Origin of the sequence: Luteimonas rhizosphaerae (assembly GCF_002849595.1) — a bacterium.
Classification (GTDB): domain Bacteria; phylum Pseudomonadota; class Gammaproteobacteria; order Xanthomonadales; family Xanthomonadaceae; genus Luteimonas; species Luteimonas cellulosilyticus.
Window position 1 is genome coordinate 130104 of sequence record NZ_NRQR01000020.1, and the last position, 22113, is coordinate 152216.

Sequence of the window (22113 nt, forward strand, 5' to 3'; positions counted from 1 at the left end):
CGCACGCCGGAACAACCGACTGCAGCCGGTTCGATGGAACGCCCCTGTCCCAGTGCGCCGCATCGTGCATGCCGCGGCGTGGACACGTTCCCTGGCGGAAGACAAAGGGCGTACGATCGAATCGATCCGGAGAGCCGTGGTCGCCTGACGCACGTCATCGCGTCTGTCGAAAGCCGGAACCGGATCGTCGCATTGGATTTGCGCAGCGCAAGTTGCAGGCGTGTGCCGATGTCCGTGGCGCACGGCACACGCCACGGACCGCGGGAACGAAACGCCACCGAGCCGCCAGCCAACCGAATCGGGGAGTACGCGCCATGCGTAACCGTCCAGGCGACACGGCCCCGAAGTTCGCGCGGCTCGCGCGCGAGATGGAACAACAGATCGCGGCCGGCGTGCTGCGTCCCGGTGATCGCCTGCCGTCCGTGCGCCAGGCCTGTGCCAGCCGGGGATTGAGCCCGAGCACCGTCTTTCAGGCCTATTACCTGCTCGAATCGCGCGGCCTGGTACGCGCCGCGTCGCGCTCCGGCTATTTCGTCGCGCCACGGCCCGGCGGCGCGCGCCTGCCGGAACCGCGCTCGTCCGAGCCCCTGTCGGGATCACAGCCCGTCGAGATCGACGATCTGATCTACGCCTGCCTCGGTTCCGCGCGCGCACGCGATGTCGTGCCCTTCGGCTCCGCCTTCCCGAGCCCCACGCTCTATCCGCTCGAACGCCTTCGCCGCGCGTTGATCTCGAGTACCCGGCGGCTCGATCCGTGGAGCATGGCCGAGGACCTGCCCCCGGGCAATCTGCCGCTCAAGCGCGAGATCGCGAAGCGCTACCTGCGCCAGGGCATGCAGGTGCCTGTGGACGAGATCGTGCTGACCCACGGCGCGATGGAGGCACTGACCCTGTGCCTGCACGCGGTAGCGCGGCCGGGTGATGCGGTGGTGGTGGAATCGCCGACGTTCTACATGGCGCTGCAGCGTCTCGGCATGCGCGCCATCGAAGTGCCGACCGACATGCACGAAGGCATCGACCTCGCCCGCCTCGCCGAGGTGATCGAACGCCATCGCCCGAAAGCCTGCTGGCTGATGACGAACTTCCAGAACCCGCTGGGCAGCCTGATGCCGGAGGCGAAGAAGCGCGACCTCGTCGAACTGCTCGCCCGCCACGACATGCCGCTGATCGAAGACGACGTCTACGCCGAGCTCTACGCGGGCAATGTCGCGCCGCTGCCGGCCAAGGCGTTCGACCGTCGCGGTCTGGTGCTGCACTGTTCGTCGTTCTCGAAGTGCCTGGCGCCGGGCTACCGGGTCGGCTGGGCCGCGCCCGGCCGGCTGACGCGTGAGGTCGAACGGTTGAAGCTCATGACCACCCTGTCGGGCTCGATTCCGGTGCAGGCCGCCTTGGCCGAGTACCTGCAGGAAGGTGGCTACGACCGCCACCTGCGCGGCCTGCGCGCGTCGCTGCAGGCGCAGCGCGACAGCCTGTTCGACGCCGTCAACCGGCTGTTTCCCGACAGCACGCGGGTGCTGCGGCCGGCCGGCGGCTACTTCGTGTGGGTGGAGCTGCCTGCGGGTGTCGATGCGATGGCGCTGCACCGGGCCGCGATGGCGGAGCGCATCAGCCTGGCGCCCGGGCCGATGTTCTCCGCGCTCGGTGAGTTCCGGCACCACATCCGGCTCACCTGCGGCCAGCGCTGGGACGAGACACGCGAGCGCGCCATGCACACGCTGGCACGGCTGGTCGATGAAGCGCCGCGTGTCCAGGCGTCGGCGGCCGCGCCGATCTGATCCGGTGATGCAGACGAGCAACTGCGCGCACTGGCGCCGTGAAGGCCAGCGCAGAGTGCGCGCATGTCCAGGCCCCCGTCCTCAACGAAGCCGCATCGCGATGCCGTGCCGACGCGGATGGCGGGCAGCTGCACGCCCCACGGCCCGCAGATGGCACTGCACGAGGTGCTCGACCGGCTTGGCCCGTGCATCTTTGCCGGCCTGCTCGACACCGACGGCAGGCTGCACTACGCCAACGAGGCCGCGTTGCACGCCGTCGGCTGTACGCCCGAGCAGGTGCTCGGCCAGCGCTTCGATACCACTCCCTGGTGGCAGGCGTGCGAGCAGTCGCGAGAACGGCTGCAGCTGGCGCTCGCCGACGGGGCGCGGGGCGAGGCGTCGCGCTTCGATGTCCGCATCGCGACGAACAACGGCCCCCCGCTGGCCATGGATTTCTCGCTGCTGCCGCTCTACGACGTGGACGGCCAGGTGGTCTGGCTGATTCCGTCGGCGCGCGATGTGAGTGAACGCGACCAGGCGCAGCGCCAGTTGCTGCTGACCCGCCACGCCGTCGAACAGGCCCACGATGCCTTGCTGCAGGTCGGGCCCGACGGCGCCTTCCGTGACGCCAACGCCGCGGCCTGCCGGCTGCTGGGCCTGGAGCGGGACGCGCTGCTGCGGCTGCGCGTCTCCGACATCGACACCCAGGTGGATGCCACGCAGTGGCTGCAGCGCTGGCACGACCTGTCCGACAGCGGCTCGCTGCGGTTCGAGACCAGCGTGCACCATCACGACGGCCACGAGATTCCGGTCGATGTGTCGATCAGCCTGGTGACCAGCGGCGACACCTCGTTCGCCCACGTTTGCATGGACGACCTGCGCGAACGTCGCGCCGCCGAACGCCGCATCCACCAGCTGCTGCAGTTCGACGAACTGACCGGACTGCCGAACCGGCAACTGCTGCTCGAACGGCTGGACGCGATGCTGCAGGCCGGTACGCAGAGCGCGGTGCTGGTCCTGGCGCTCGATCGTTTCAAGCGCATCAACGACGGCCTCGGCACGGCGGTCGGCGACGCGGTGCTGCGAGAAGTGGCACAGCGCGTGACCTCGACCGTGCGCAACATCGATCTGGTGGCCCGGCGCGGCGACGACGAGTTCGTGGTGGTACTGGCCGCCGGCCCGGACGATGCGCCGCACCTGGCCCATGCGCTGCTCGAGAGCATCGCCCGGCCGATGCACATCGACGGGCACGAGATCCATGTCACCTGCAGCATCGGCCTGGCCATGACACCGGCCGAAGGCGAACGCGCCGAGACCCTGTTGCGCCGTGCCAACGCCGCGTTGCATCACGCCAAGCGGCTGGGCCGCAACCAGATCAACGTCTACGCCGGCGCCCCGGACGATTACGACCCGGAGCGCCTGGCATTGGAGAACGCGCTGCGCCAGGCCCTGCGCGACGAACAGCTCGAACTGCACTACCAGCCGCAGGTCGACCTGGCACAGGGCCGCATCGTCGGTGTCGAAGCCCTGCTGCGCTGGCAGCACCCCACGCTGGGCCGCATCCCGCCGGACCGCTTCATTCCGATCGCCGAAGAAACCGGCCTGATCGTGCCCATCGGCGACTGGGTCCTGCGCCGCGCCATCGAGCAGGCGGCGGACTGGCAGCGCGCCGGCCTGCCGCCGGTGCGCGTGGCCGTCAACCTGTCGGCCCGTCAGCTGCTGCAGCCCGACCTCGCGCGCCGCATCGAGCAGATGCTCGCCAGCGCCGGCCTCGATCCACGATTGCTCGGCGTCGAAGTCACCGAAAGCATGTTGATCGCCAACTTCGACCAGGCCGTGCAACACCTCGAGGCGCTGCGGGCGCTGGGCGTCGAGATCTCGCTCGACGACTTCGGCACCGGCTACTCCAGCCTGAGCTATCTGCGCCGGCTGCCGGTGGACCTGATCAAGATCGACCGCTCGCTGGTGCCCGACGTGACCGCGCCGGCGGACGACGTCTCGATCACCCGCGCCATCATCACCATGGCGCACCAGTTGCGCATGCGGGTGCTCGCCGAAGGCGTGGAATGTGAAGGCCAGGCGGCGCTGCTGGCCAGCCACCAGTGCGACCAGATCCAGGGCTACTGGTGCAGTGCCGCGGTGCCCGCAGCCGCGCTTGAAGCGATGCTGCGCGACAGCCGCGATATCGGCGATGCCTGCCTGCGGCTATCCGCCTGTACGGACGCGCAGGCCCAGACGAGATAGAAGCGCAGCGAACTGCGGACGAAGACCATCAGAACGGGTCCAACTGTCTCGATTCGAAAGCCAGCGCGGTGCGCGTGCTCCGCTCACCGGGTTCGATCCAGTCCAGCGAGCACCCTCAGCAACCGGTCGCTCGATCGAAGCTGCGAGGCGCGTGCATTGCAGCACCATGACCCGGCGACGTCACCGCACATGGCGCTACCGCGGATGCGTGAACCCGACGCCGTTATTGCGCAGCCAGTTACCGCGCCAGCACCGTGCGCCACTGGCCGCCGCGCCCGTCGATGGTGTCGTCCCATGCGACCCAGCACCCGGCCTGCGCGAGATGCGCATCGAGCGCGGCCGGCGGCCATCGCACCACCACATAGTCGCCATCAGCGCCGGGCTCCTGGTCCTCGCCATCGCCCTCCGGATACATCAGCAGCAGCGGGCTGCCCGGGTCCAGTGCATCCACCAGCGTGCGCAGCGCCCCGCCCAGCTCCGCGCGCTCGAAATGCTGCAGCACGCAGAGCATCATCGCGCCGCCGTAGCGCGCGGTGATCGGATCCGACAGCAGGTTGAGACGATCGCAGCGCTTGCCGCGCGCCGCCTGCAGCGCGCAGAAGGCGTCGGTCACGTCGGTGCGATGCACCGCGATGCCCAGCGCCTCGAGCGCATCGGCATCCCAGCCCGGACCCGAGCCGATCTCCAGCACGCGCGCGCCGGGCGCAACCGCCGCGGCGAGTCGTCGCAGCGCGTCGCCACTGGCCGATGGCCTGCCGGCCACCGTGGCCACGTACTCACGCGCGGAGTGCTCGTACGCCGCGACAGTGCGACGGTTGTTGCTGCGGGACTCTTCCGACATCAGCGGATCTCCACCGAAGCATTGGCCGGACGCATGTGCCATTGGCGTCGGGCTCACGTTCCCAACACGACCTGCAACTGCAGCGGCCTGGCAGCACGACAATTCGAAGGCCATGGTCCAGACGAAAGGACGAGCGCTCCGCGGAAGGGCGAGCGGTGCACCGAAGTGTGCGCGGTTCACTTGTCCGAGGCCACAGCGACGGTCCCCCTGCCGCAAGGCTGCAGCCGCGATGTCATCGTCAAACGGGGTCCACGATGGGGAGCAGGCCAACTTCCTTGACGACGTGTCCTCACGTCCAGCCACCCGCCGACTGGCGCCCGGTCCGGAGGCTATGCTGCAGACCAAGCCCACGAGGTTGCATTCCATGGTCCGTCGAGCGATCCACCAGACAACCACGCCATCCACGCAACCGCGCATCGCCTGCGGTGGCATGCCGTACGACGGCGGTCGGGCCTGGCTGCGTGGCGTTCGTCACCTGCGGCAGAGCGCAGCCCGATGCGTCTGTGCAGTCCTGCTCGCACTGTCGTTGCCGGTGACGTTTGCGGCCACGCCACCCGATCCGACACCGGTCATCATCGAGTCGGACGTGCGCATCCCCACACGCGATGGCACCGAACTCGCAGTACGGATCTGGCGACCCGCGGGCGACGGCCGCCATACGGTGGTCATGCAGCACACGCCCTATCTGTCCGACGAAACCCACAACCGGGCGATGAAGTTCGTCCGCGCCGGTTTCGCCTACGCCAGCGTCGATCGCCGCGGCCGCGGCACCTCCGGAGGCGAATTCCGGCCGATGGAAGGCGGCGGGCCGGACGGCGCTGACGCGGCGCGCTGGCTCGCCGGCAGACCATGGTCGGACGGCCGCGTGACGATGATGGGGGGCTCCTACCGCGGCACGATGCAGTGGCAGGCCATGGCGGCGGACCCCGGCGCGATCCATGCCGCCGCGCCCACCGCGTCGGCTTACCCTGGCTGGGACTTCCCGCAGCCGCGCGGCATTTTCCTGGGGTTTATCGCGCCCTGGCTCGCTTACGTCGACGGTCGCGCCGGCAACAGCCAGTGGTTCGCCGACACCACACTGTGGCGGAGCCACTTCGAGCGAGCCTGGCGCGGCGAGATCGCATTCGCGGACCTGCCCGCCGTCAGCGGCGCGCCGCAGGCGCCGTTCACTCGCTGGCTGGCGCATCCCGGCTACGACGCCTACTGGCGGGCCATGAACCCGACCCCTGCCCAATACGCGGCGATCGAAACACCCGTGCTCAGCATCACCGGCTATTTCGGCGGCGACCAGGACGGCACACTGCGCTTCCACCACGAACACCTCGCGCACGCCAGCCCGCGCGGGCGCGCCAACCACTGGCTGCTGATCGGCCCCTGGAGTCATGCGGGCACCCGTTACCCCACCGCAGAACTGGGCGGCCTGACGTTCGACCAGGCCGCCGTGCTGGATCTCGACGCACTGCAGATCGACTGGTTCCGGCACGTGCTGGACGGCGCGCCCAGGCCCGACGCCCTGCCCGATCGCGTGACGTACTACGTGATGGGGGCCGAAGCTTGGCGGTCTGCGCCGAGCTTGGAGGCCGTGGCCCCGCACAGCCTCAGCTTCCAGCTCAGCGGCGGCGGGCTGCCGGCCGACGACGTGTTCCGCAGCGGCCGTCTGCAGCGTGGGCCGGCCGGCGCGGAGCCGCCATCGGTCTATCGCTTCGATCCGCACCGCACGCCCGAGCGCCCGGCCACGCTGCCCATGGCCGAGTTCGACTACACCGGGCACGGCGACGCGCTCCAGGGCGGCCAGCTGTTCTTTCACAGCGATCCGCTGCCGAAGGCGCAGACGCTCTGCGGACGCATGTCGTTGTCTGCCAGTATCGAGCTCGACGTGCCGGACACCGACGTCCAGGTCGAGGTGTACCAGGTCACGCCGCGCAACGAGCTCCGCTGGCTGGGCCGCGACTTCAAGCGCGCGCGGTTCCGTCACGGCATGGAGTCCGAACGGTTCGCGACCCCTGGCACGGTCGACACCTGGCGCTTCGACCAGTTCCCGTGGACGTGTCGGGAGCTGGAGCAAGGCAGCCGGCTGCGGCTGGTGATCGCGCCGGTGGACACGCCCGAACTGCAGCGCAACTTCAACAGCGGCGGACGGATCGGCTTCGAGACGCTCCAGGATGCGCGGGTGGCTACGGTGCGACTCCATCACAGCACCGAGCATCCGAGCGTGCTGCATCTGCCGGTGATCGAGGCGCCGGATGGACAGCGCGAGTGAGCTCGGAATGCGAGGCCAGAACCGTACACCGCGCGCGTCTCCGAGCGCGCTTCGCTGCCTGCTGAATCCCCACCACGCTGCATCCCACGCAGCGCCTTCCGTTGCGGCGCCGACACGCGATGCCGTCGGACAGCGCGTTGCGTGCGGGAATTCGAGCGTTGCCAGCCAAACCCCTGCTCCGCCGTCAGCCGTGCAATGCCCGCCATGCATTCCGCCGTGACGCCTGGCCCCGGTTGACCTGACGGACCAGATGTCACGGCGCAAACGCAGTCGCCTGCTCAGCTTCTCAGCGTCGCGACCAGGTTGTTGTAGCAATGGAACGACGTGACCTTGCCATCCCTGAGTTGCCAGACATCGCAGCACGGCGCGTCGAACGTTTTGCCCGTCGCGCGGAGGACACCATCCGGAAGGGGCAGATCGCCCCGATGTGTGCCTTGCAGCTTGAGCTCGACCACGACCACGTCGTGAGCAGTCGAGTAGACACGCAGCAGTTCACGATGCATGTCGGGGTAGGCCGAGATCAGCCCCACGACCGGCTCGCGAACCGCCTGGCCGACCCAGCGCTGTCCAGACGACATGTCGAGAAAGTAGCCGTCGTCCGCAAACAGGGACACGAAGCGGTCCGGATCGAGGCTCTTGGCTTCCGCAACCCGGTAGAGCTCTCGGATGACCGCTTCATTCGTCCGAGGCGTTGCCGCCTGCGCGTGAACCCGCCCCGCCAGAGGCATTGCCGCGAGCGCTGCGAGCCCGGTCAGGAACGAGCGGCGATGGAGTGTCGTCATATGCTTCATCCTTAGCTTGGTGAGGTTTGGTTTCCCAGCATCAATTGCCGTCAGTCCACCGGCCATGCTGGCGCTGCTCATTCTTCAAACGGGTTCGCCACAGAGTGACTGCGCATTTCTCGACGCGACCTGGATCCGGATTGTTCCTGAAGACCTGACATGCCATCCGTAAAGAAGAAAAGGAACTGCATCGCTCGCGCCTATCGATGCAATGCTGGATCCAGTCAAAACCCGCGTCTGAATCGGCTGAAATTCCGGGAGGAATTCCAGCACATCCCGACGCATCATCGCGGCCGCGTTAGATCTGCGCCTGTCCGCCATCGGCAAAGAGCTCGCTGCCATTGACGAAACTGCTGTCGTCGGACGCGAGAAACAGGGCAGCGGCCGCCGTCTCGTCGGGCCGCCCCATGCGACCGAGTGGGATCTGCGCCTCCATCGCGGCAACGAACGCACGCTTTCCCTCGTCGCTCGAATTCAGAGCGTGCAGACCGGGCGTCGAGGTCGCGCCTGGGACGAGCACATTCACGCGAATGCGCCGCGGCGCGAGATCCAAGATCCAGTGGCGGGCGAAACTCCGGATCGCGGCCTTGCTGGCGCCATAGGCACTGAACGCGGGCGAGCCCGACGTCGCGGCGGTGGAGCCCGTCAGGATGATCGAGCCACCATCCACAAGAAGCGGCAGCGCCTTCTGCACGGTGAACAGCGTTCCCTTGACGTTCGTCGAAAAGGTGCGCTCGTACTGCGCCTCGGTGATGTCCGGCAGCGAGGCGAACTCCCCGCCACCCGCATTTGCGAACAGGACGTCGATCCGGCCCGCGTCCTGGCGCACGATGTCGTAGAGCCGGTCCAGGTCCGACATCGTGGCGACATCGCCTTGGACACCCTGCGCGCCGTGACCGACCTCGGCCACGGCCCTGTCCAGTTCCACCTGCCTTCGGCCCGTCGTGAACACGCGCGCACCCTCTTGCGCGAAGCGCATCGCGCTCGCCAATCCGATGCCGCTATTCGCCCCGGTGATCACTGCGACTTTTCCGTCGAGTTTTCCCATGTCCCGCTTCTATTTCTCTTGACGCGAGAATCTTACTGGGCGCAGACCGCTTGTATAGTACCTACCTCAAGGTAACCAGGAGACGGTGTTGGCCAGTGAAACGCCGGAATGCGGTCTCGATATCGCACTCGCCGTAATGGGCGGAAAGTGGAAGCCGATGATCCTGTACCACCTGCAGCATGGTCCCCGACGGTTCGGCGACCTCAAGCGACTGGTGGAAGGCATCAGTGAGAAAGTGCTGATCCAGCAGCTCCGCGATCTCCAGACCGTCGGCGTGCTCGTCCGCCACGACTACCAGGAAGTGCCGCCGCGAGTGGACTACACCGTGACGGCTTTCGGCCTCACGCTCGTGCGCGCGCTCATGCCGCTTTGCGAGTGGGGGACGCAGAACCGATCCGAGGTCACGCGTGTGTTGGGCACGGATCCGCGCTAGGCATCGTTGCCAACGTAGGCGTTCCCACAAGATGAGCCGGCCGCATGGCGCGGGCCAGCTACGCCGCCCATCTGGGCTCGCGCAGCGGGTCACTGTTGACGCGTCACATCGCCTGGCCGGCGCTGCACCCCGATCTGCCGAGCGCCCACGCCGACGGGGCAACCTGCTCGATGACGCACTGACCGTGTACGCCGCACCGCGATTCGCGCGTACCCGCAGCAACAACGGGGCGTGGGTCGAGATGATTTCCGCGCGATGGTCGAAGCCATGACGCAATGCGCCGCCGGATCCCGCCTGGCGCATTCCCTGCCAGACGCAGGACGTGAATCTGGCACCGTTGTTTCCGCGAGAGCGCGTACCCGGCCCGCATTCTCGAACAGCACCAGGCGCATGTCCCTGGGCACCGCGTTTGAATCAGTCGTCGCGTTTCGCCGAGGCGCGGCTTTCCGCGAATTCCGGGAAGGTCTCCGCCATCGAATCCTTGTCCGGCAGGATGTAGAACACGCCCCCGTTCTCGAACGTCGAGTGGACGACCTGCTCGTAGAACGCGGTCGCGACGTTGATGCAACCGTGGGTGACACGGTTGTCGTCCGGCGTCGGCGATGCCAGGCGTTCGTCGCGTCGCTCGGCCGGAATGCCGCTTGCCGTCGGGTGCAGCGACACCGCCGAATCGTAGTCCACCCATAACACACGCCCGGCGTCGATCGAGGGTCCATAGCCCCCCACGAAGCGACCGGCAGGCGTGGTGCGATCCCGCCCCGGAATCTCGCGCAGCGCAAGACCGGCGATGCCGGGCGCCGCATGGTCGCCGACTGCCGACCCGAACAGCCCGGGCGCTGCGCCCCGCAGCTTGCCGTCGCCGCCGAACACCAGCACCTGTGCAGCGGCCTTGTCGATCACCGCGAACGGATAGCCATGGTTGTCATCGGCGGCGATGACCCAGCCCGCAAGCTCGATCACCGTGTCGGATACGTCTTGCCCGGGCGGAAGCTGGTCGACCGAAGCGACCGGTTGCGTCGCGGACTCCTCGGCCATGGCCACGCCGACGCTGGCGGATGCCAACGCAAGCAGCAGCGCACCGTGGAAGACCCGCATCGCAGCGTGTGGGGACCTGGCGATGGGAACACTCCTCGAAAAAACGGGTAACACACCGGGACCCGCGGCCGGCAGGCCAGCGGGTCCCGGTTCGATCAGATCAACCGCGCGGCGTGCGGCGCGGCGCCGTTTCCAGCTGCTGGACGCGACGTTCCATCTGATCCAGGCGCTGGTTGGCCTGCGTCGCGGACTGGTTGGCGGATTCCGCGCTCTGGGCCGCACCCTGCACCCGCGTATCGAGGGTGTCCAGGCGCGTGTCGATGCGTGCGAAGTCGTCCTTGTAGGTGGCGCAGCCACCAAGCCCCACGGCCGCGACCAGCGCCACGCCGACCATTTGTGCCGTCTTGTTATGCTGTTGGATGAGCGACATTCCAGTTCTCCTGCTTCGGGGGAGGCCCGAATATAGCGGCGTTTTTGCCGCGGATTCCGCGCGTCTTCAGGCGAAATTGGAGTACGTGGACGACCTGTGAAATTTGCCTGATGACGCACCTAGGGCGTCCCCTAGATGCTGGACTGAACGTGTTGTGCTGTGTCTTTCGGACAGGAGAGCCAAACGGGGTCAGGCTCACTTCCCCGACGCGTCCATCGTTCGACCTGCCTGCCGTCTGCGGATGCCACCGATGCGCGCGTCGCGTTCGAAGCACGCGGCCCCGAATGGCTCACCTGCGCCGCCTCGATCTGTCTGGCAGTCCACTGCCTCACCCCGTCACTCCGTCGATGTCGCACTCGCCTTGATGGGCGGAACGTGGAAGCCGAAGCTTCTGTATCACCTGCAGCATGGTCTCCGACGGGTCGGCGACTTCAAGCAACTGGTGGAAGGCATCAGTGAGAACGTGCTGATCCAGCAGCTCCGCGAGCTTCAGACAGTCGACGGCGTCGTTCGGCACGGCTAGCAGGACGTGCCTCCGCGCATGGACGACACCACGACGGCATTCGGCCTCACGCTCTCAGGCGCGCTCATGCCGCTTTGCGAGTGGGGATGCAGAACCGGCTGAGGGCGCGCGGCTGTCAGGCACGGATCCGCCCCACGCGGAACCTGGCACCGTGATTGCTTCTCTGGCCTAGACTGGCCGGCGCCGCAGCAGCCCGTTGCATGGCGCAAGCTGCAGGTGATCTGGCGTCGTTTGCGCTTGGCGTTCTCGACCCGAACGGCCACAGTGCTCGGTGAACGGCAATGGGATGCGACGAGGTTGCGCCAGTGGACAAGTGCAAGTTGGGGCGGGCCGTCTGGCTCACGCTGGATCGGCTTGGCCTGCCGCCGGCCGCAGTGCTGCGGCAGGCCCGGCTGCCCGCCACGCTTCACCTGCAGGAACAGGCGATTCTCACCACGGCCCAGCTCTTTGCACTCTGGAAGGCCATCGGTGACCTGACGACGGACCCCGGGTTCGGCATCCAACTGGTCGAGACGACCAGCACGATGGGGCACAAGCCGGCATTTCTCGCTGCCTCTCTCGCTGCCGACTATCGCGATGCCCTCTCGAGAGTTGCCCGGTTCAAGCGGTTGTGTGCGCCGGACCAGTTGCACTTCGAGGAACGGGACGGGCACTTCTTCATCACCCAGGCGTGGCCTTTCGCCACCGAGCCTGTTCCGCCCCTGCTCGCCGATGTCAGCTTCGCCATGCTGCTTGAAATCGGGAGACGCGGCATCGGTCAACACCTGACGCCTGTCCGTATGGACTTCGCACGGGCCGGTCCCACACCCGACGTGCATCAGGCCTACTTCGGTTGTCCGGTCCGGTATCGCGCGCCAGGCAACGTTCTCGTCCTCAGGTCGGCGGATGTCGATCGCCCCTTTCCCGGTCACAACCCGGAGCTTCTCGATCTGCTGACGCCAGCGCTGAACACGGCGCTGAGCGAACTTCAAGCCGAGAGCTCCGTGCGCGCGCAGGTCAAGGCCGTTCTCAAGAGAGGCCTAGCGAGCGGCCGACCGGAGATCGCCCACGTGGCGCGCGAGCTTGGCGTGAGCGAGCGCACATTGCAGCGACGCGTCACGCAGGAGGGCTCGACCTTTCGTGCGCTTCTCCATGAAGCGCGCCAGGAGCTCGGGCATCAGCTGCTCGCCGATGCCTCGATGGAAATCGAAGAGATTGCCTACCTTCTCGGCTACCAGGACACGAACTCCTTCTACCGCGCCTTCAAGGACTGGGAACGCATGACGCCCGGTCGCTGGCGGGAGATCCACGGCGTGGGCGGCGCCGCCCATACGCTCGCGAGCAACCCGGAACGTGGTGAGAGCGGCGCACGCTGCGAGTGAACCGGTGCGTGCTTCGCTGCTGAGCCGCCCCCGTCCCAGCGCGCTCCAATCGCCTGGCGCGGCCGCGATCGTCTGCCCTCCAAACGCGATCCCTTGACTGGCGAACCACGGCCCGGATCTGGTCAGCGCACAAGCGTGGCGCCGCACTCGGCACCGGCGAACAGGACGCGACGCAACGCTTCGACCTGATGGGAGCGCACAGCGTCGGACGAGGTCGCGTGCCCAGTTGGCGCGAACTGCGAGTGAACTGGCGTTCTCCGCCACTGAGTTCGTCGTCGGGCAGCGATAACGTCGTCTGCCCCACACGCCGGCTCTGACGAGCCGGCACTGAACAGCAGAAGGAAACACCTCGATGCCAACGATCCTGATCACGGGTGGTCACAGCGGTATTGGACTGGAATGCGTCAAGCGGCTCGTCGCGGAACCGCATCGGCATATCGTGCTTGCGGGCAGAAGCCCGGATCGCATGACCGACGTGGCGAACCAGCTCCGGCAGGCCAGCGGGACGACGGTCCGCACCCTGCCACTCGACACGTCTTCGCTGGCCTCGGTCAAAACGGCCGCAGCAGGGCTTCGCTCGTTGATCGAGGCCGGGGAGATCGACCCGCTCCAGGCCATCCTGTGCAACGCCGGTGGACGTGGCTTCGGACCAATCTTGCATAGTCCGGAGGGATACGAGGCAATGTTCGCGGGCAATTACATGGGGCATTTTCTGCTGGTCAATCTGCTGATCGACCGTGTGGCCGCGGATGGCCGAATCGTGTTCACTGCCAGCGGGACCCATGACCCCGATACCCGTGACGGGAAAGCCGTGGGGCCCGCAGTGGAACCCGACGCCTGGACACTCGCGAAGGTCGGAGCGGATGGCGGAACACCGCTTTCCTCGGGCGTGCGCTACGCCACCGCCAAGCTGTGCGTCATGCTGTTCGCCTATGAGCTGCACCGCCGGCTGCGACGGCGCGGGCGTGGGATCGCCTCCATCGCCTTCGATCCCGGCTCCGTCTCAGGGACCTCCTTCCTTCGCGGCGCACCGCCGCCCCTGCGGTTTATTGCCGGCACCGCCTTCGCCAGGCGGCTGATGAAGCGCGCTGGCTTCACGGTGGGCCGCCTCGATGTTTCGGGCGCGTCGCTCGCCAGACTGGCGACTGACCCGGCCTATGCGGACGGGTCCGGCAAGTACTTCCAGGTCAAGGACGGATCGTTCGGTGAGACGCGTTCGGCGACGATGTCCTATGACGAAACCCGCGCCGCCAGGTTGTGGGATGCGTCCAGGCAGCTGGTCGGTCTGACGACGGAAGAGGAATCCGCCTTGCTGCGCTGAGGGCGGAGAAAAGAAGGATCGGGGCAATCAGGACGCACCACCGCCATCGGAAGGCCCGAAGACAGGGCCGGAGTGCGAAGCATCCGTCCATGACGCCGCGCGTCGCCTGCTGTTGCCAGTCGATCTCCAGTGCGAGGCCGATGCCCCGGTACCCGAGCATGCGCATGCCCCACCGTCCCCGCATCGATCTGCCAGATGTTCCTCCGCACATGGTCCGGGGGGAAACGATCGCCAGCTCTGCAGCTCTGCAGCGCTGCGTCGACTGCGATCGCGGAGTCGATGCACCTGCGCCCGCGTCCCAGTACCAGCGCGTTGACCGGGCACGTCGGGGCTCACCGCATCCGATGTGGTCCAGCCAGCGGATTGCATCGCCTGGCGATCCGCGTTCCGGCCCACACGCAGCCCCCCATCCGAACGAGGCGACGCGGCGGTCGCAGTGACGGCGCCGTATCGCCCGCCTGTCGCTGGCGAGCGATCACGCGCAGCAACGGGTCTTCCAGGGTCGCGGTGCGGCCACGAACTGCCAGCAACCGCACACGACGTCTGAAGAAGTGAATCCGGCACTGCCACCCCGATCCGTCCGCCCGCAGCAACCTGCCTGATATCCATCGGCGCGCGACGCCCGGACTTGCGGCCTGTGCCCGCTCGGCGCACCGTTGCAGCAGCGCAGCCCGCATCCACCCGGCTGCAGACGAATCGACCCAGGAACCGTTTTCGAGGGAGACAGACACCATGCAGATCGGAGTGATCGGCCTTGGCCGGATGGGCGGCAATATCGCGCGTCGCTTGATGCGCGGCGGCCACGACGTCGTGGGCTTCGACCAGAACACGGCGGCCACCGGCGCGCTGGCGGACGAAGGCATCGCAGTCACCAGGTCGCTCGACGCGCTGGCGGCCCGACTGCAGGCGCCCCGTGTTTTCTGGATCATGCTGCCGGCGGGCGCCATCACCGAGTCCACGATCGAGGCGCTGATTCCGCTTGCCGCGCCCGGCGACATCTTCATCGATGGCGGCAACAGCTTCTACAAGGACGACATACGCCGGGCCAAGGCCTGCGCCATGCAACACCTCCACTATGTCGATGTCGGCACCTCGGGCGGCGTCTGGGGGCTGGAACGCGGCTACTGCATGATGATCGGCGGCGAAAAAGCGGTGGTCGAGCGTCTCGATCCGATCTTCGAAACGCTGGCACCGGGCCATGGCGAGTTGCGCCGTACCCCCAGCCGCAGCGGCCCCGTCAAACCGTCCGAGCGCGGGTACATCCATGCGGGCCCCGCCGGCGCAGGCCACTTCGTCAAGATGGTCCACAACGGCATCGAATACGGCCTGATGCAGGCCTACGCCGAGGGCTTCGACATCCTCAAGGGCAAGGCATCGGAGAAGCTGCCCGAGGAGGAGCGGTTCGAAATCGATCTGGCGGAGGTGGCGGAAGTCTGGCGGCGGGGCAGCGTGATCTCCTCGTGGCTGCTCGACCTGTGCGCATCGGCCCTCGCCGATGACCCGCGTCTTGCCGGGTTCTCGGGGAACGTGTCCGATTCCGGGGAAGGCCAGTGGACGATCGACGCCGCGATGGAAGAGGCCGTGCCCGCCTACGTGCTGTCTGCCGCGTTGTTCGCCCGCTATCGCAGCCGCGTCGACACCACCTTCGGCGATCAGCTGCTGTCGGCGATGCGCTTCGGCTTCGGTGGGCATGTCGAAATGCCGCAGTAACCAACGAAGGTCCAGGGACACGTCGGCACGCTCGCGCCCTCAATCGTGGATGCCGCGCTCCGGGTGCTGCGCGTCGAAGGTGTGCCGCGCGGCTTCGATCACCGCGACATCGAACTCAATCCAGTCAGGGCCGCGATGGTGGAGCAGCCCGAGGACGACCGCTGGACCAGCGTGCATCCGCATCTGGGCAGCACTTCTGACGCTGCATCCGATCTACACCGCGCTCGGCGCAGACCGTACCCGCCGAGCGGACGCCTATCGCACGTGGCTGTACGCACTGCTTGCACCCGATGAACTCACTCGCATCCGCATCTACATGGCGCAGGGAAAGGCGCTGGGTGATCCACGCTTCCAGCTGATGATGGCCAAGGCGCTGAACCGGCCCGTAGTGACCAGGCCGCGAGGGCGACCATCGCGGCTCACGGGCGTAAAGCTGGAGATGGACCAATTACCTCCGCCCCTTTATTTCTCCGCCCCTTTTTTTTCATTGATGGCGGCATACAGCGCGTCGCACTCGATACTGTCGCGCCCGTATTAGACTAAGAGTAAATGCGCCACGGGACTAAGCGTCCGTGGCGCAATATGAGATCAGGCTGGCCTGCAGTAAACTGGGAGATAGGTATTGCACTCACCTGAATCTTCGGGCGGGGTCGAAGCCGGAGCAAAGAAAGAGCTACCGGCAAGAATAAACGCTAAAAATCCAAGAGACATTTGAATATCCTTTTTTAGCTAGAGAGATTGGGCAGGGCCCAAATCGATACGAGCACGATCCAGGTAATTCGTCAACAGCACGCCATGAGTTAAAGAATTTTATTGACTGCGGACAATCGGAGTTAGCATTGGCGTGGCAACAACCAAGTGCTTGTTTTAAGACCACTTGATTCAGTCATTACTGGCCGCTGAGAGTTTATTTTCACAATTGTTCGCGGCTCCTTCCTACGCGAATTTTTCTTAATTTTGAACGTTTTTAATTAGATGACGCGATCTTGTACCGGGTATACGCCGACCGAACTCGCCACCCAAAAAAAAAGCACACGGAGGATTGGCACGCCGACGCATCAGAAAGGACGCAGGGATAGTTGGGCAATCGAGCCACGCCAGACCCTTACGTGCGGGAGCGGGCGCGCGCTTCATCCCGACATTGTCGTGCAGAGACGCAACCTTCAGCACGTGTTGCTGGAACGGGGTCTGCTGGTCGGACCCGCCGGCGCAGGCCACTGGAAAACGGGAAAACGGGGTCAGGTTGAATTCCGGCCCACTGTTCGGAGAACACCGACTGACGACGAGCTTAGCGCCGGCGAGCTTGGAGGTCCGCCCGCCCCTGATCACGCGCATGGCCCGACTTACCCGGCTCGACCTGCCAGGCATCCCGCAGCACATCGTCCAGCGCGGCAATGACCGCCAGCCATGCTTCGCGCTCGACGTGGATTACCAGCAGTACCGCCAGGAACTCGGCGAGGCCGCCCTCAAACATGCTTGTGAGGTGCACGCCTACGTGCTCATGACCAACCACGTGCATCTTCTCGTGACGTCAGCAGAAGCCGGAGGCATTTCGAGAATGATGCAGGCCATCGGCCGGCGCTATGTCGCATGCTTCAACGCCCGCTACCGGCGCACCGGCACCCTCTGGGAGGGCCGGTTCAAGTCGGCGCTGGTCGACAGCGACGCCTACGTACTCGCCTGCTATCGCTATATCGAACTGAATCCTGTGCGCGCCGCCATGTGCCGCGTGCCGGGCGACTACGCCTGGAGCAGCTACCACGCCAACGCACTGGGCCGGCATGAACCGCGCTTGCGTCCCCACGCGGCATGGACCGCACTCGGCACCACGGACGCAACGCGCCAACAGTCCTACCGCGAGCTAGTCGCCGCGGGCATCCCCGATGACCTGCGCGATGCCCTCGCGCTGCACACGCGGCAGCAGAAGCCGTGGGGTAGCGACCGCTTCAGAAAGGAGATCGAGGTGCTGACCGGGCGCGCCCTCGAAGTGCGACCGGCAGGCAGGCCGCGGGCTTCCAGAAATGGAACCTGACCCCTTTTTTATGGCCCGCGCATCGGCCGTCGAAGCGGGATAAGTGAACCTGGCATCGTTACCCTCCCTTCCCGACTGGCCTACGTTGCGGCTCGGGCGGCGTCATCCTAGATAAGTGAACCTGGCACAGCTATTCCGGGCACCGTTATTCCGGTTACCGATAATACAACGCCAGTTTGACATTGAAATAAGCGCCAGCGAGAAGGAACGTGGATATCCAAAATGTGAGAAAAAAAACTGCTGCAACAGTTAGATCGCTAGTCGACGCGAATTCCAGAAATGCGGAGGTCCGAAGACTGGTTGCCGGACTGACGGCAAGCGCCAGAAACAGCATCAGCGGTGCGCCCGCGCCCAAAACCAAACATGCCAACGACAGCCGCCAATGCTCCATAGGCGTCATGCTGGGCGAGGTCCAAGTCAAGCGCCGCCGAAACGATGCAAGATTTGCGAGGAGTACCGGCACATATAGAAAAAGCATCCCGAAGAACAAACTTGGCATGTAGTCGAGGGCAGGATTCCGCGAACAAATGGCCTGAAACCTCGCTTGATCCGGGAGCAGTGCTTCGTTCACAAGACCGGTCAGGTCGATGCCGAAGACGGCCATCGCGATAGCGGCCACGAAATAGAGGTAGAGCGCGATCTCCATGACGTCCAACTTTCGATGCGCAAATGATTTGAAGTTACGCATGTGACGGCTCATTTCCAGCTCGGCCCGCTTGAGCAAATCATTTAAGTCACGCAAACTAAAATAGTCGCGCATGACGGATGAGTGAACTTGAACCCGTTATTTCACGGCCCGCGCATCGACCGCCGAAGCGAAATAAGTGAACCTGGCGCCGCTACCATTGACCGACCAAGACGGATAAGTGAACATGACCTCGCTCTTGGACCCCGTTATTCACTATTCGCCATCTTCACGATAAACCTGTAGTCGATTACGTAAAGCAAAATCGCGAGAGGTATGCACGAAAGTAGATAAATAACCCTTAAATCCTCCTGAGGCCACCCGCTTTCCTTCATGTACTCAAGCAACCTCGAGATGGCTGCAGGCGTAATCAAGAAAGATAGAAATAAGTGGACGTTGAATATCGCACATCTCGAAATATATCGAATAAAGATATTCTTGCTTCTGATAATTTTCAGGGGTTTAAGCGATAGCGCGATTTGTGACCTTAAAACCATTCCTACCGCACCGCCAAGGAATATGTAAATTGTCGCCAATTCAAAGATTTCCATCGCTCTCCATTTGTGCGTTAGAGAACACCTAGAGAATTCCAAGAGCGCTTGTGGGTCTCGTGGCTTGCAACCGAGACCTCGCATGCGGTGCCTCAGAATGGCGTCCGTTGCGCTCGCTTTCTTGGCGGCATGCTAAGTCGAGATTTGCACTCTGTCCCCTGCTATTGCAAGGATCGGACCCCGCGGCCGATGTGCCGAACCCCACGTGCTTAATCTGACAGCCCGTTTCCCGGCAGTACGCGGCGAGCAGATGCTCCAGCCGCCCCCCCTGTCGCATGCCGCCCCCCTGACTGGCCGACGTCGCCGCTCGCGCGGCGTCATCCTGATAAGTGAACCTGACCCCGCATTCGGGCGTCCGTCCTGCGCATCGACCGAGCAGGACGGATAAGTGAACCTGACCCCGTTATTGCTTAGCCATCTGGCGTGGACTGCTGGACGAGGCGCTGCCCGACCAGCAACTCGATGAAACCCGGCAGTACCTGCAACAGCAACGCGCCTGGGGCCGTGACGACTTCCGCGCGATGGTCGAAGCCAAGACGCGCCGCTTTGCGGGCACATGGCTCGCGCATCGACCGTCGAAGCGGGATAAGTGAACCTGGCACCGTTAGTCCTTACGCATGTTTGTCAATTCGCATTTTTGAGCGCGACGAGCGGTTAGTCCTCGTTCTCGACCGGTGAAATACGCCCTTCCTCGATCTTCCAGAGCCCGTCTTCGGCCGTGGACACAAAAAACGGTTTGCCCTCCCAGAGACTCCAGAACACGTGCACCTCCGTCGGTACAGGATCGAGCAGATGCGTGATGATCATCGCCTCCGACTTTGGGTTAGAAGCCATAGCGATGCAGGTATTCGTATAGGAGCGGCCTTCAGTGACCGTCGTACCAACAGTTTCGAGACGAAACGCGCCGCCGACCGGTACAGAGCCTCGCGCTGGCCTGGGCATGAGGTAGACGACCCACTGGTCCGCTTCGTTGGTGGGAAACGTGATGGTGTCGTAGTGCTTGCCGCATCGCGGCGTATCGAATGCCAACGCTGTAGCGCGCGCCTGTGCTGCGCCGGCCTCTAGCGTCGACAACTGCCCCGGAGACGGCAACACATTGATCGGCAGTTCGATTGTCCCGTCTGCCAGCACCGTCGCCCGGTACAGCGCGGCGGGAGTTTCATCCAGGACCGTGACCGTGATCTTGCCGTCTCTCCCTTCGGTGACCTCGCCCGCAATGCGACGATCGCGGCGCATGTCACGGTCTTCCTGCATCGCGGCCCGTACAGCGGCAACCGCGCGAGCGTGGAGGAACATCATCCGGCCGTTCGATTGGGCTGACGCAATCTCAGGCTGGAGCGCCTCTGGCGTGGCTTCCTGCGCCGACACTGACGAAACGCTGCCCATCAGCCCAGCTAGCAACAGAAAGCACTTCGTAAGCGACGCCTTGACCGTCGTGGTTTCCTTGATGATTGGTGATGCCAGTTGCACGCGCATAGCTGATCTCCGTTTCAGAAGTTGATCGATGGACGTTCTTTCCCGATCCAAAGCTACATCTCAGGCGTCGAGTGTCTGAGCACGTCCATCGCCGCGTCGGCTCGGCGCTGCGATTCGCGGACTTCGACGAGCGTTGGCTTCGACCGTGCGGCATGTTCAGCGCAGCGGTCGACGATGGCGCCGGTGCCGCGATCGCGTTCGATGCAGAAGTTGGGGACAGCAGGCGTAGTCGACACTTCGGTACGTTGCTGGGCGAACTGGGGCGGCGGTGCGGGGCGTTGGACGGCGGCGGCAGCGGGCTTGCCGATGTTCTGCAGACTCTGATTAAAGTTGCGGCTGAGCGACTGGATCACCTGATAGGCGATCAGCAGCATCAAGGCCAGGGCGACGCCCTTCAGCACGAGCGTAGTGGCGGTAGCTTTGGCCCATGAGGTCGCGGCTTTGCGGCCGGCCGGTAAGGCGCGGTTCATCGCCGCATGCAGCAGATGTTCGCTCACCTGAGCGGCCAGGCTGTCGGCATTCCGCGTTGCAGGCGACGGCGCATCCGGCAGTGTGCCGAGCATTGCGCGGAGTTCGTTGCCGTCAATCAGCTGCACCAGCCCGTTGCGGGTCGCGGCCTCGATCGCGGCCTTGGTGAATTCACCGCTGGTCACGAGGATCGCGGCATCGGCGCGCGCATTGACCATCAGCCCGATCAGCTGATGCACCTCGTTGTGCGGCACCTTGTAGGCGTTCCAGTGCTTGACCTGCACCAGCACGACCCGACCTTCGCGTTGCAGTTTCAGATCGACACCGCCATCGAACCGGCCGGACGATGCGCCCGTCCCCAAGTGCTCGACCTGATAGCCCGCTTCCCGGTAGTACGCGGCGAGCAGATGCTCCAGCCGGTCCCACCGCAACCCTGTCAGCGCATCGTCCCGACGATGTGCCACGCGCTTCAATCCCTGTCGCATGCCGTCCCCCTGACTGGCCTACGTCGCCGCTTGCGCAGCGTCATCCTAGATAAGTGAACTTGACACCGTTATCGCCGTCGCATGCCGCCCCCCTGACTCGCCTATATCGTCGCTCTCGGGGCGTCATCCCAGATAAGTGAACCTGACCCCGTTATTGCCGCTAGATAAGTGAACCTGACCCCGTTATTCGGTACGCGGCGAGCAGATGCTCCAGCCGGTCCCCCGCCCCCCTGTCGCATGCGCCCCCCCTGACTGGCGGACGTCGCCGCTCGCGCGGCGTCATCCTGATAAGTGAACCTGACCCCGTTAGTTCACGGGGCCGCTTACGGGCTCGCAAGCGGGTCAGGTTCACCGCCCCTGCAAGCCCGGCAAACGAGGTTGACTCGCGACCGAGCGGGTAAGTGAACCTGACCCCGTTAGCCCGCGGCGTCATCCTAGATAAGTGAACCTGACCCCGTTATCGGTGCCCATGGGCAAGGGCTGCGATTGGTTCACCTATGGCGATGAGGTCATTTCTGCGAGCAGGCGCAACCTCATCTCACAGGCGCTCGCACTTCTCTACCCAGCAGCGTCCTAGCGACCTACGAGATAGGTGAACCTGACACCGTTATCCTGCTAGATAAGTGAACCTTGCACCATTATCCAATACGAAGCCTTCCCGGGTAAGATGGCGG

General features: G+C 65.1%; 18 protein-coding genes. 9 read left to right on the forward strand and 9 right to left on the reverse strand.

Translation table 11 applies throughout. The annotated features are described in order from the left end of the window. The first annotated feature begins 314 nt into the window (after window positions 1–314). Together CJ022_RS10125 and CJ022_RS10130 are read left to right on the forward strand one after the other, a co-directional pair. Window positions 315–1775 (forward strand): aminotransferase-like domain-containing protein, encoded by a 1461-nt coding sequence (locus CJ022_RS10125; RefSeq protein WP_101926526.1) that lies wholly within the window; start codon window positions 315–317, stop codon window positions 1773–1775. A gap of 63 nt (window positions 1776–1838) precedes the next feature. Then, a complete protein-coding gene (locus CJ022_RS10130) occupies window positions 1839–3998 on the forward strand; it encodes a putative bifunctional diguanylate cyclase/phosphodiesterase (protein ID WP_101926527.1) in 2160 nt (719 codons plus the stop codon). 238 nt (window positions 3999–4236) lie between these two features. Here CJ022_RS10130 and CJ022_RS10135 read toward each other — a convergent pair whose 3' ends face one another. Then, the gene (locus CJ022_RS10135) at window positions 4237–4839 is read right to left on the reverse strand and encodes a class I SAM-dependent methyltransferase (protein WP_158238395.1); all 603 of its coding nucleotides are present in this window, start codon (window positions 4837–4839) and stop codon (window positions 4237–4239) included. 331 nt (window positions 4840–5170) lie between these two features. On the opposite strand from CJ022_RS10135, the gene CJ022_RS10140 reads away from it, so the two are divergent. Continuing rightward, window positions 5171–7099 (forward strand): CocE/NonD family hydrolase, encoded by a 1929-nt coding sequence (locus tag CJ022_RS10140; protein WP_158238396.1) that lies wholly within the window; start codon window positions 5171–5173, stop codon window positions 7097–7099. A gap of 278 nt (window positions 7100–7377) precedes the next feature. On the opposite strand, the gene CJ022_RS10145 is transcribed toward CJ022_RS10140, so the two are convergent. Continuing rightward, the gene (locus CJ022_RS10145; protein WP_233198692.1) at window positions 7378–7881 is read right to left on the reverse strand and encodes a nuclear transport factor 2 family protein; all 504 of its coding nucleotides are present in this window, start codon (window positions 7879–7881) and stop codon (window positions 7378–7380) included. 298 nt (window positions 7882–8179) lie between these two features. Further along, window positions 8180–8929 (reverse strand): SDR family NAD(P)-dependent oxidoreductase, encoded by a 750-nt coding sequence (locus CJ022_RS10150; RefSeq protein ID WP_101926530.1) that lies wholly within the window; start codon window positions 8927–8929, stop codon window positions 8180–8182. Window positions 8930–9017: 88 nt separating this feature from the next. Between CJ022_RS10150 and CJ022_RS10155 the strand changes: the two genes are divergently transcribed. Continuing rightward, the gene (locus CJ022_RS10155; protein WP_199171494.1) at window positions 9018–9362 is read left to right on the forward strand and encodes a winged helix-turn-helix transcriptional regulator; all 345 of its coding nucleotides are present in this window, start codon (window positions 9018–9020) and stop codon (window positions 9360–9362) included. 414 nt (window positions 9363–9776) lie between these two features. Here the strand turns inward: CJ022_RS10155 and CJ022_RS10160 are convergent, their stop codons facing one another. Together CJ022_RS10160 and CJ022_RS10165 are read right to left on the reverse strand one after the other, a co-directional pair. Beyond that, the gene (locus CJ022_RS10160; RefSeq protein ID WP_343125140.1) at window positions 9777–10457 is read right to left on the reverse strand and encodes a hypothetical protein; all 681 of its coding nucleotides are present in this window, start codon (window positions 10455–10457) and stop codon (window positions 9777–9779) included. Window positions 10458–10557: 100 nt separating this feature from the next. After that, on the reverse strand, window positions 10558–10827 hold the full coding sequence (locus CJ022_RS10165; RefSeq protein ID WP_101926532.1) for a hypothetical protein: 270 nt from the start codon (window positions 10825–10827) through the stop codon (window positions 10558–10560). A 364-nt stretch (window positions 10828–11191) separates the two neighbouring features. On the opposite strand from CJ022_RS10165, the gene CJ022_RS17780 reads away from it, so the two are divergent. The 4 genes from CJ022_RS17780 to gnd all read left to right on the forward strand — a co-directional run bounded on the left by CJ022_RS17780 (window position 11192) and on the right by gnd (window position 15742). Further along, window positions 11192–11350, forward strand: a complete 159-nt coding sequence (locus tag CJ022_RS17780) for a winged helix-turn-helix transcriptional regulator (protein ID WP_201289088.1) — start codon at window positions 11192–11194, stop codon at window positions 11348–11350. 305 nt (window positions 11351–11655) lie between these two features. Next, window positions 11656–12711 carry an AraC family transcriptional regulator gene (locus CJ022_RS10175; RefSeq protein ID WP_199171498.1) on the forward strand — a complete coding sequence of 352 codons (1056 nt, stop codon included), beginning with the start codon at window positions 11656–11658 and terminating at the stop codon, window positions 12709–12711. 352 nt (window positions 12712–13063) lie between these two features. Beyond that, entirely contained in the window at window positions 13064–14032 is a 969-nt protein-coding gene (locus CJ022_RS10180) for an SDR family NAD(P)-dependent oxidoreductase (RefSeq protein WP_101926534.1), read from the forward strand. 603 nt (window positions 14033–14635) lie between these two features. Further along, complete coding sequence (gene gnd / locus CJ022_RS10185) at window positions 14636–15742, forward strand: phosphogluconate dehydrogenase (NAD(+)-dependent, decarboxylating) (protein ID WP_143703934.1); 1107 nt, start codon at window positions 14636–14638, stop codon at window positions 15740–15742. A gap of 39 nt (window positions 15743–15781) precedes the next feature. Here gnd and CJ022_RS17075 read toward each other — a convergent pair whose 3' ends face one another. Next, window positions 15782–15919 (reverse strand): hypothetical protein, encoded by a 138-nt coding sequence (locus CJ022_RS17075; protein ID WP_158238397.1) that lies wholly within the window; start codon window positions 15917–15919, stop codon window positions 15782–15784. Between the two features lie 1156 nt (window positions 15920–17075). Between CJ022_RS17075 and CJ022_RS10195 the strand changes: the two genes are divergently transcribed. Next, on the forward strand, window positions 17076–17774 hold the full coding sequence (locus CJ022_RS10195) for a transposase (protein ID WP_101926536.1): 699 nt from the start codon (window positions 17076–17078) through the stop codon (window positions 17772–17774). A gap of 154 nt (window positions 17775–17928) precedes the next feature. Here the strand turns inward: CJ022_RS10195 and CJ022_RS10200 are convergent, their stop codons facing one another. The 3 genes from CJ022_RS10200 to CJ022_RS10210 form a co-directional block, all read right to left on the reverse strand. After that, window positions 17929–18534 carry a hypothetical protein gene (locus CJ022_RS10200; protein ID WP_101926537.1) on the reverse strand — a complete coding sequence of 202 codons (606 nt, stop codon included), beginning with the start codon at window positions 18532–18534 and terminating at the stop codon, window positions 17929–17931. Window positions 18535–19664: 1130 nt separating this feature from the next. After that, window positions 19665–20486 (reverse strand): hypothetical protein, encoded by an 822-nt coding sequence (locus tag CJ022_RS10205; RefSeq protein WP_101926538.1) that lies wholly within the window; start codon window positions 20484–20486, stop codon window positions 19665–19667. Window positions 20487–20539: 53 nt separating this feature from the next. Beyond that, window positions 20540–21439, reverse strand: a complete 900-nt coding sequence (locus CJ022_RS10210; RefSeq protein ID WP_101926539.1) for a restriction endonuclease — start codon at window positions 21437–21439, stop codon at window positions 20540–20542. Window positions 21440–22113: the final 674 nt, after the last annotated feature.

Coding starts and splice junctions, on each gene's coding strand:
- CJ022_RS10135 (WP_158238395.1), bottom strand. CDS start 4,839: ATGTCGGAAGAGTCCCGCAGCAACAACCGTCGCACTGTCGCGGCGTAC.
- CJ022_RS10150 (WP_101926530.1), bottom strand. CDS start 8,929: ATGGGAAAACTCGACGGAAAAGTCGCAGTGATCACCGGGGCGAATAGC.
- CJ022_RS10205 (WP_101926538.1), bottom strand. CDS start 20,486: ATGCGCGTGCAACTGGCATCACCAATCATCAAGGAAACCACGACGGTC.
- CJ022_RS10125 (WP_101926526.1), top strand. CDS start 315: ATGCGTAACCGTCCAGGCGACACGGCCCCGAAGTTCGCGCGGCTCGCG.
- CJ022_RS10200 (WP_101926537.1), bottom strand. CDS start 18,534: ATGCGCGACTATTTTAGTTTGCGTGACTTAAATGATTTGCTCAAGCGG.
- CJ022_RS10140 (WP_158238396.1), top strand. CDS start 5,171: ATGCTGCAGACCAAGCCCACGAGGTTGCATTCCATGGTCCGTCGAGCG.
- CJ022_RS10165 (WP_101926532.1), bottom strand. CDS start 10,827: ATGTCGCTCATCCAACAGCATAACAAGACGGCACAAATGGTCGGCGTG.
- CJ022_RS10160 (WP_343125140.1), bottom strand. CDS start 10,457: ATGCGGGTCTTCCACGGTGCGCTGCTGCTTGCGTTGGCATCCGCCAGC.
- CJ022_RS17075 (WP_158238397.1), bottom strand. CDS start 15,919: ATGCACGCTGGTCCAGCGGTCGTCCTCGGGCTGCTCCACCATCGCGGC.
- CJ022_RS10145 (WP_233198692.1), bottom strand. CDS start 7,881: ATGACGACACTCCATCGCCGCTCGTTCCTGACCGGGCTCGCAGCGCTC.
- CJ022_RS17780 (WP_201289088.1), top strand. CDS start 11,192: ATGGGCGGAACGTGGAAGCCGAAGCTTCTGTATCACCTGCAGCATGGT.
- CJ022_RS10180 (WP_101926534.1), top strand. CDS start 13,064: ATGCCAACGATCCTGATCACGGGTGGTCACAGCGGTATTGGACTGGAA.
- CJ022_RS10210 (WP_101926539.1), bottom strand. CDS start 21,439: ATGCGACAGGGATTGAAGCGCGTGGCACATCGTCGGGACGATGCGCTG.
- CJ022_RS10195 (WP_101926536.1), top strand. CDS start 17,076: ATGGCCCGACTTACCCGGCTCGACCTGCCAGGCATCCCGCAGCACATC.
- CJ022_RS10130 (WP_101926527.1), top strand. CDS start 1,839: ATGTCCAGGCCCCCGTCCTCAACGAAGCCGCATCGCGATGCCGTGCCG.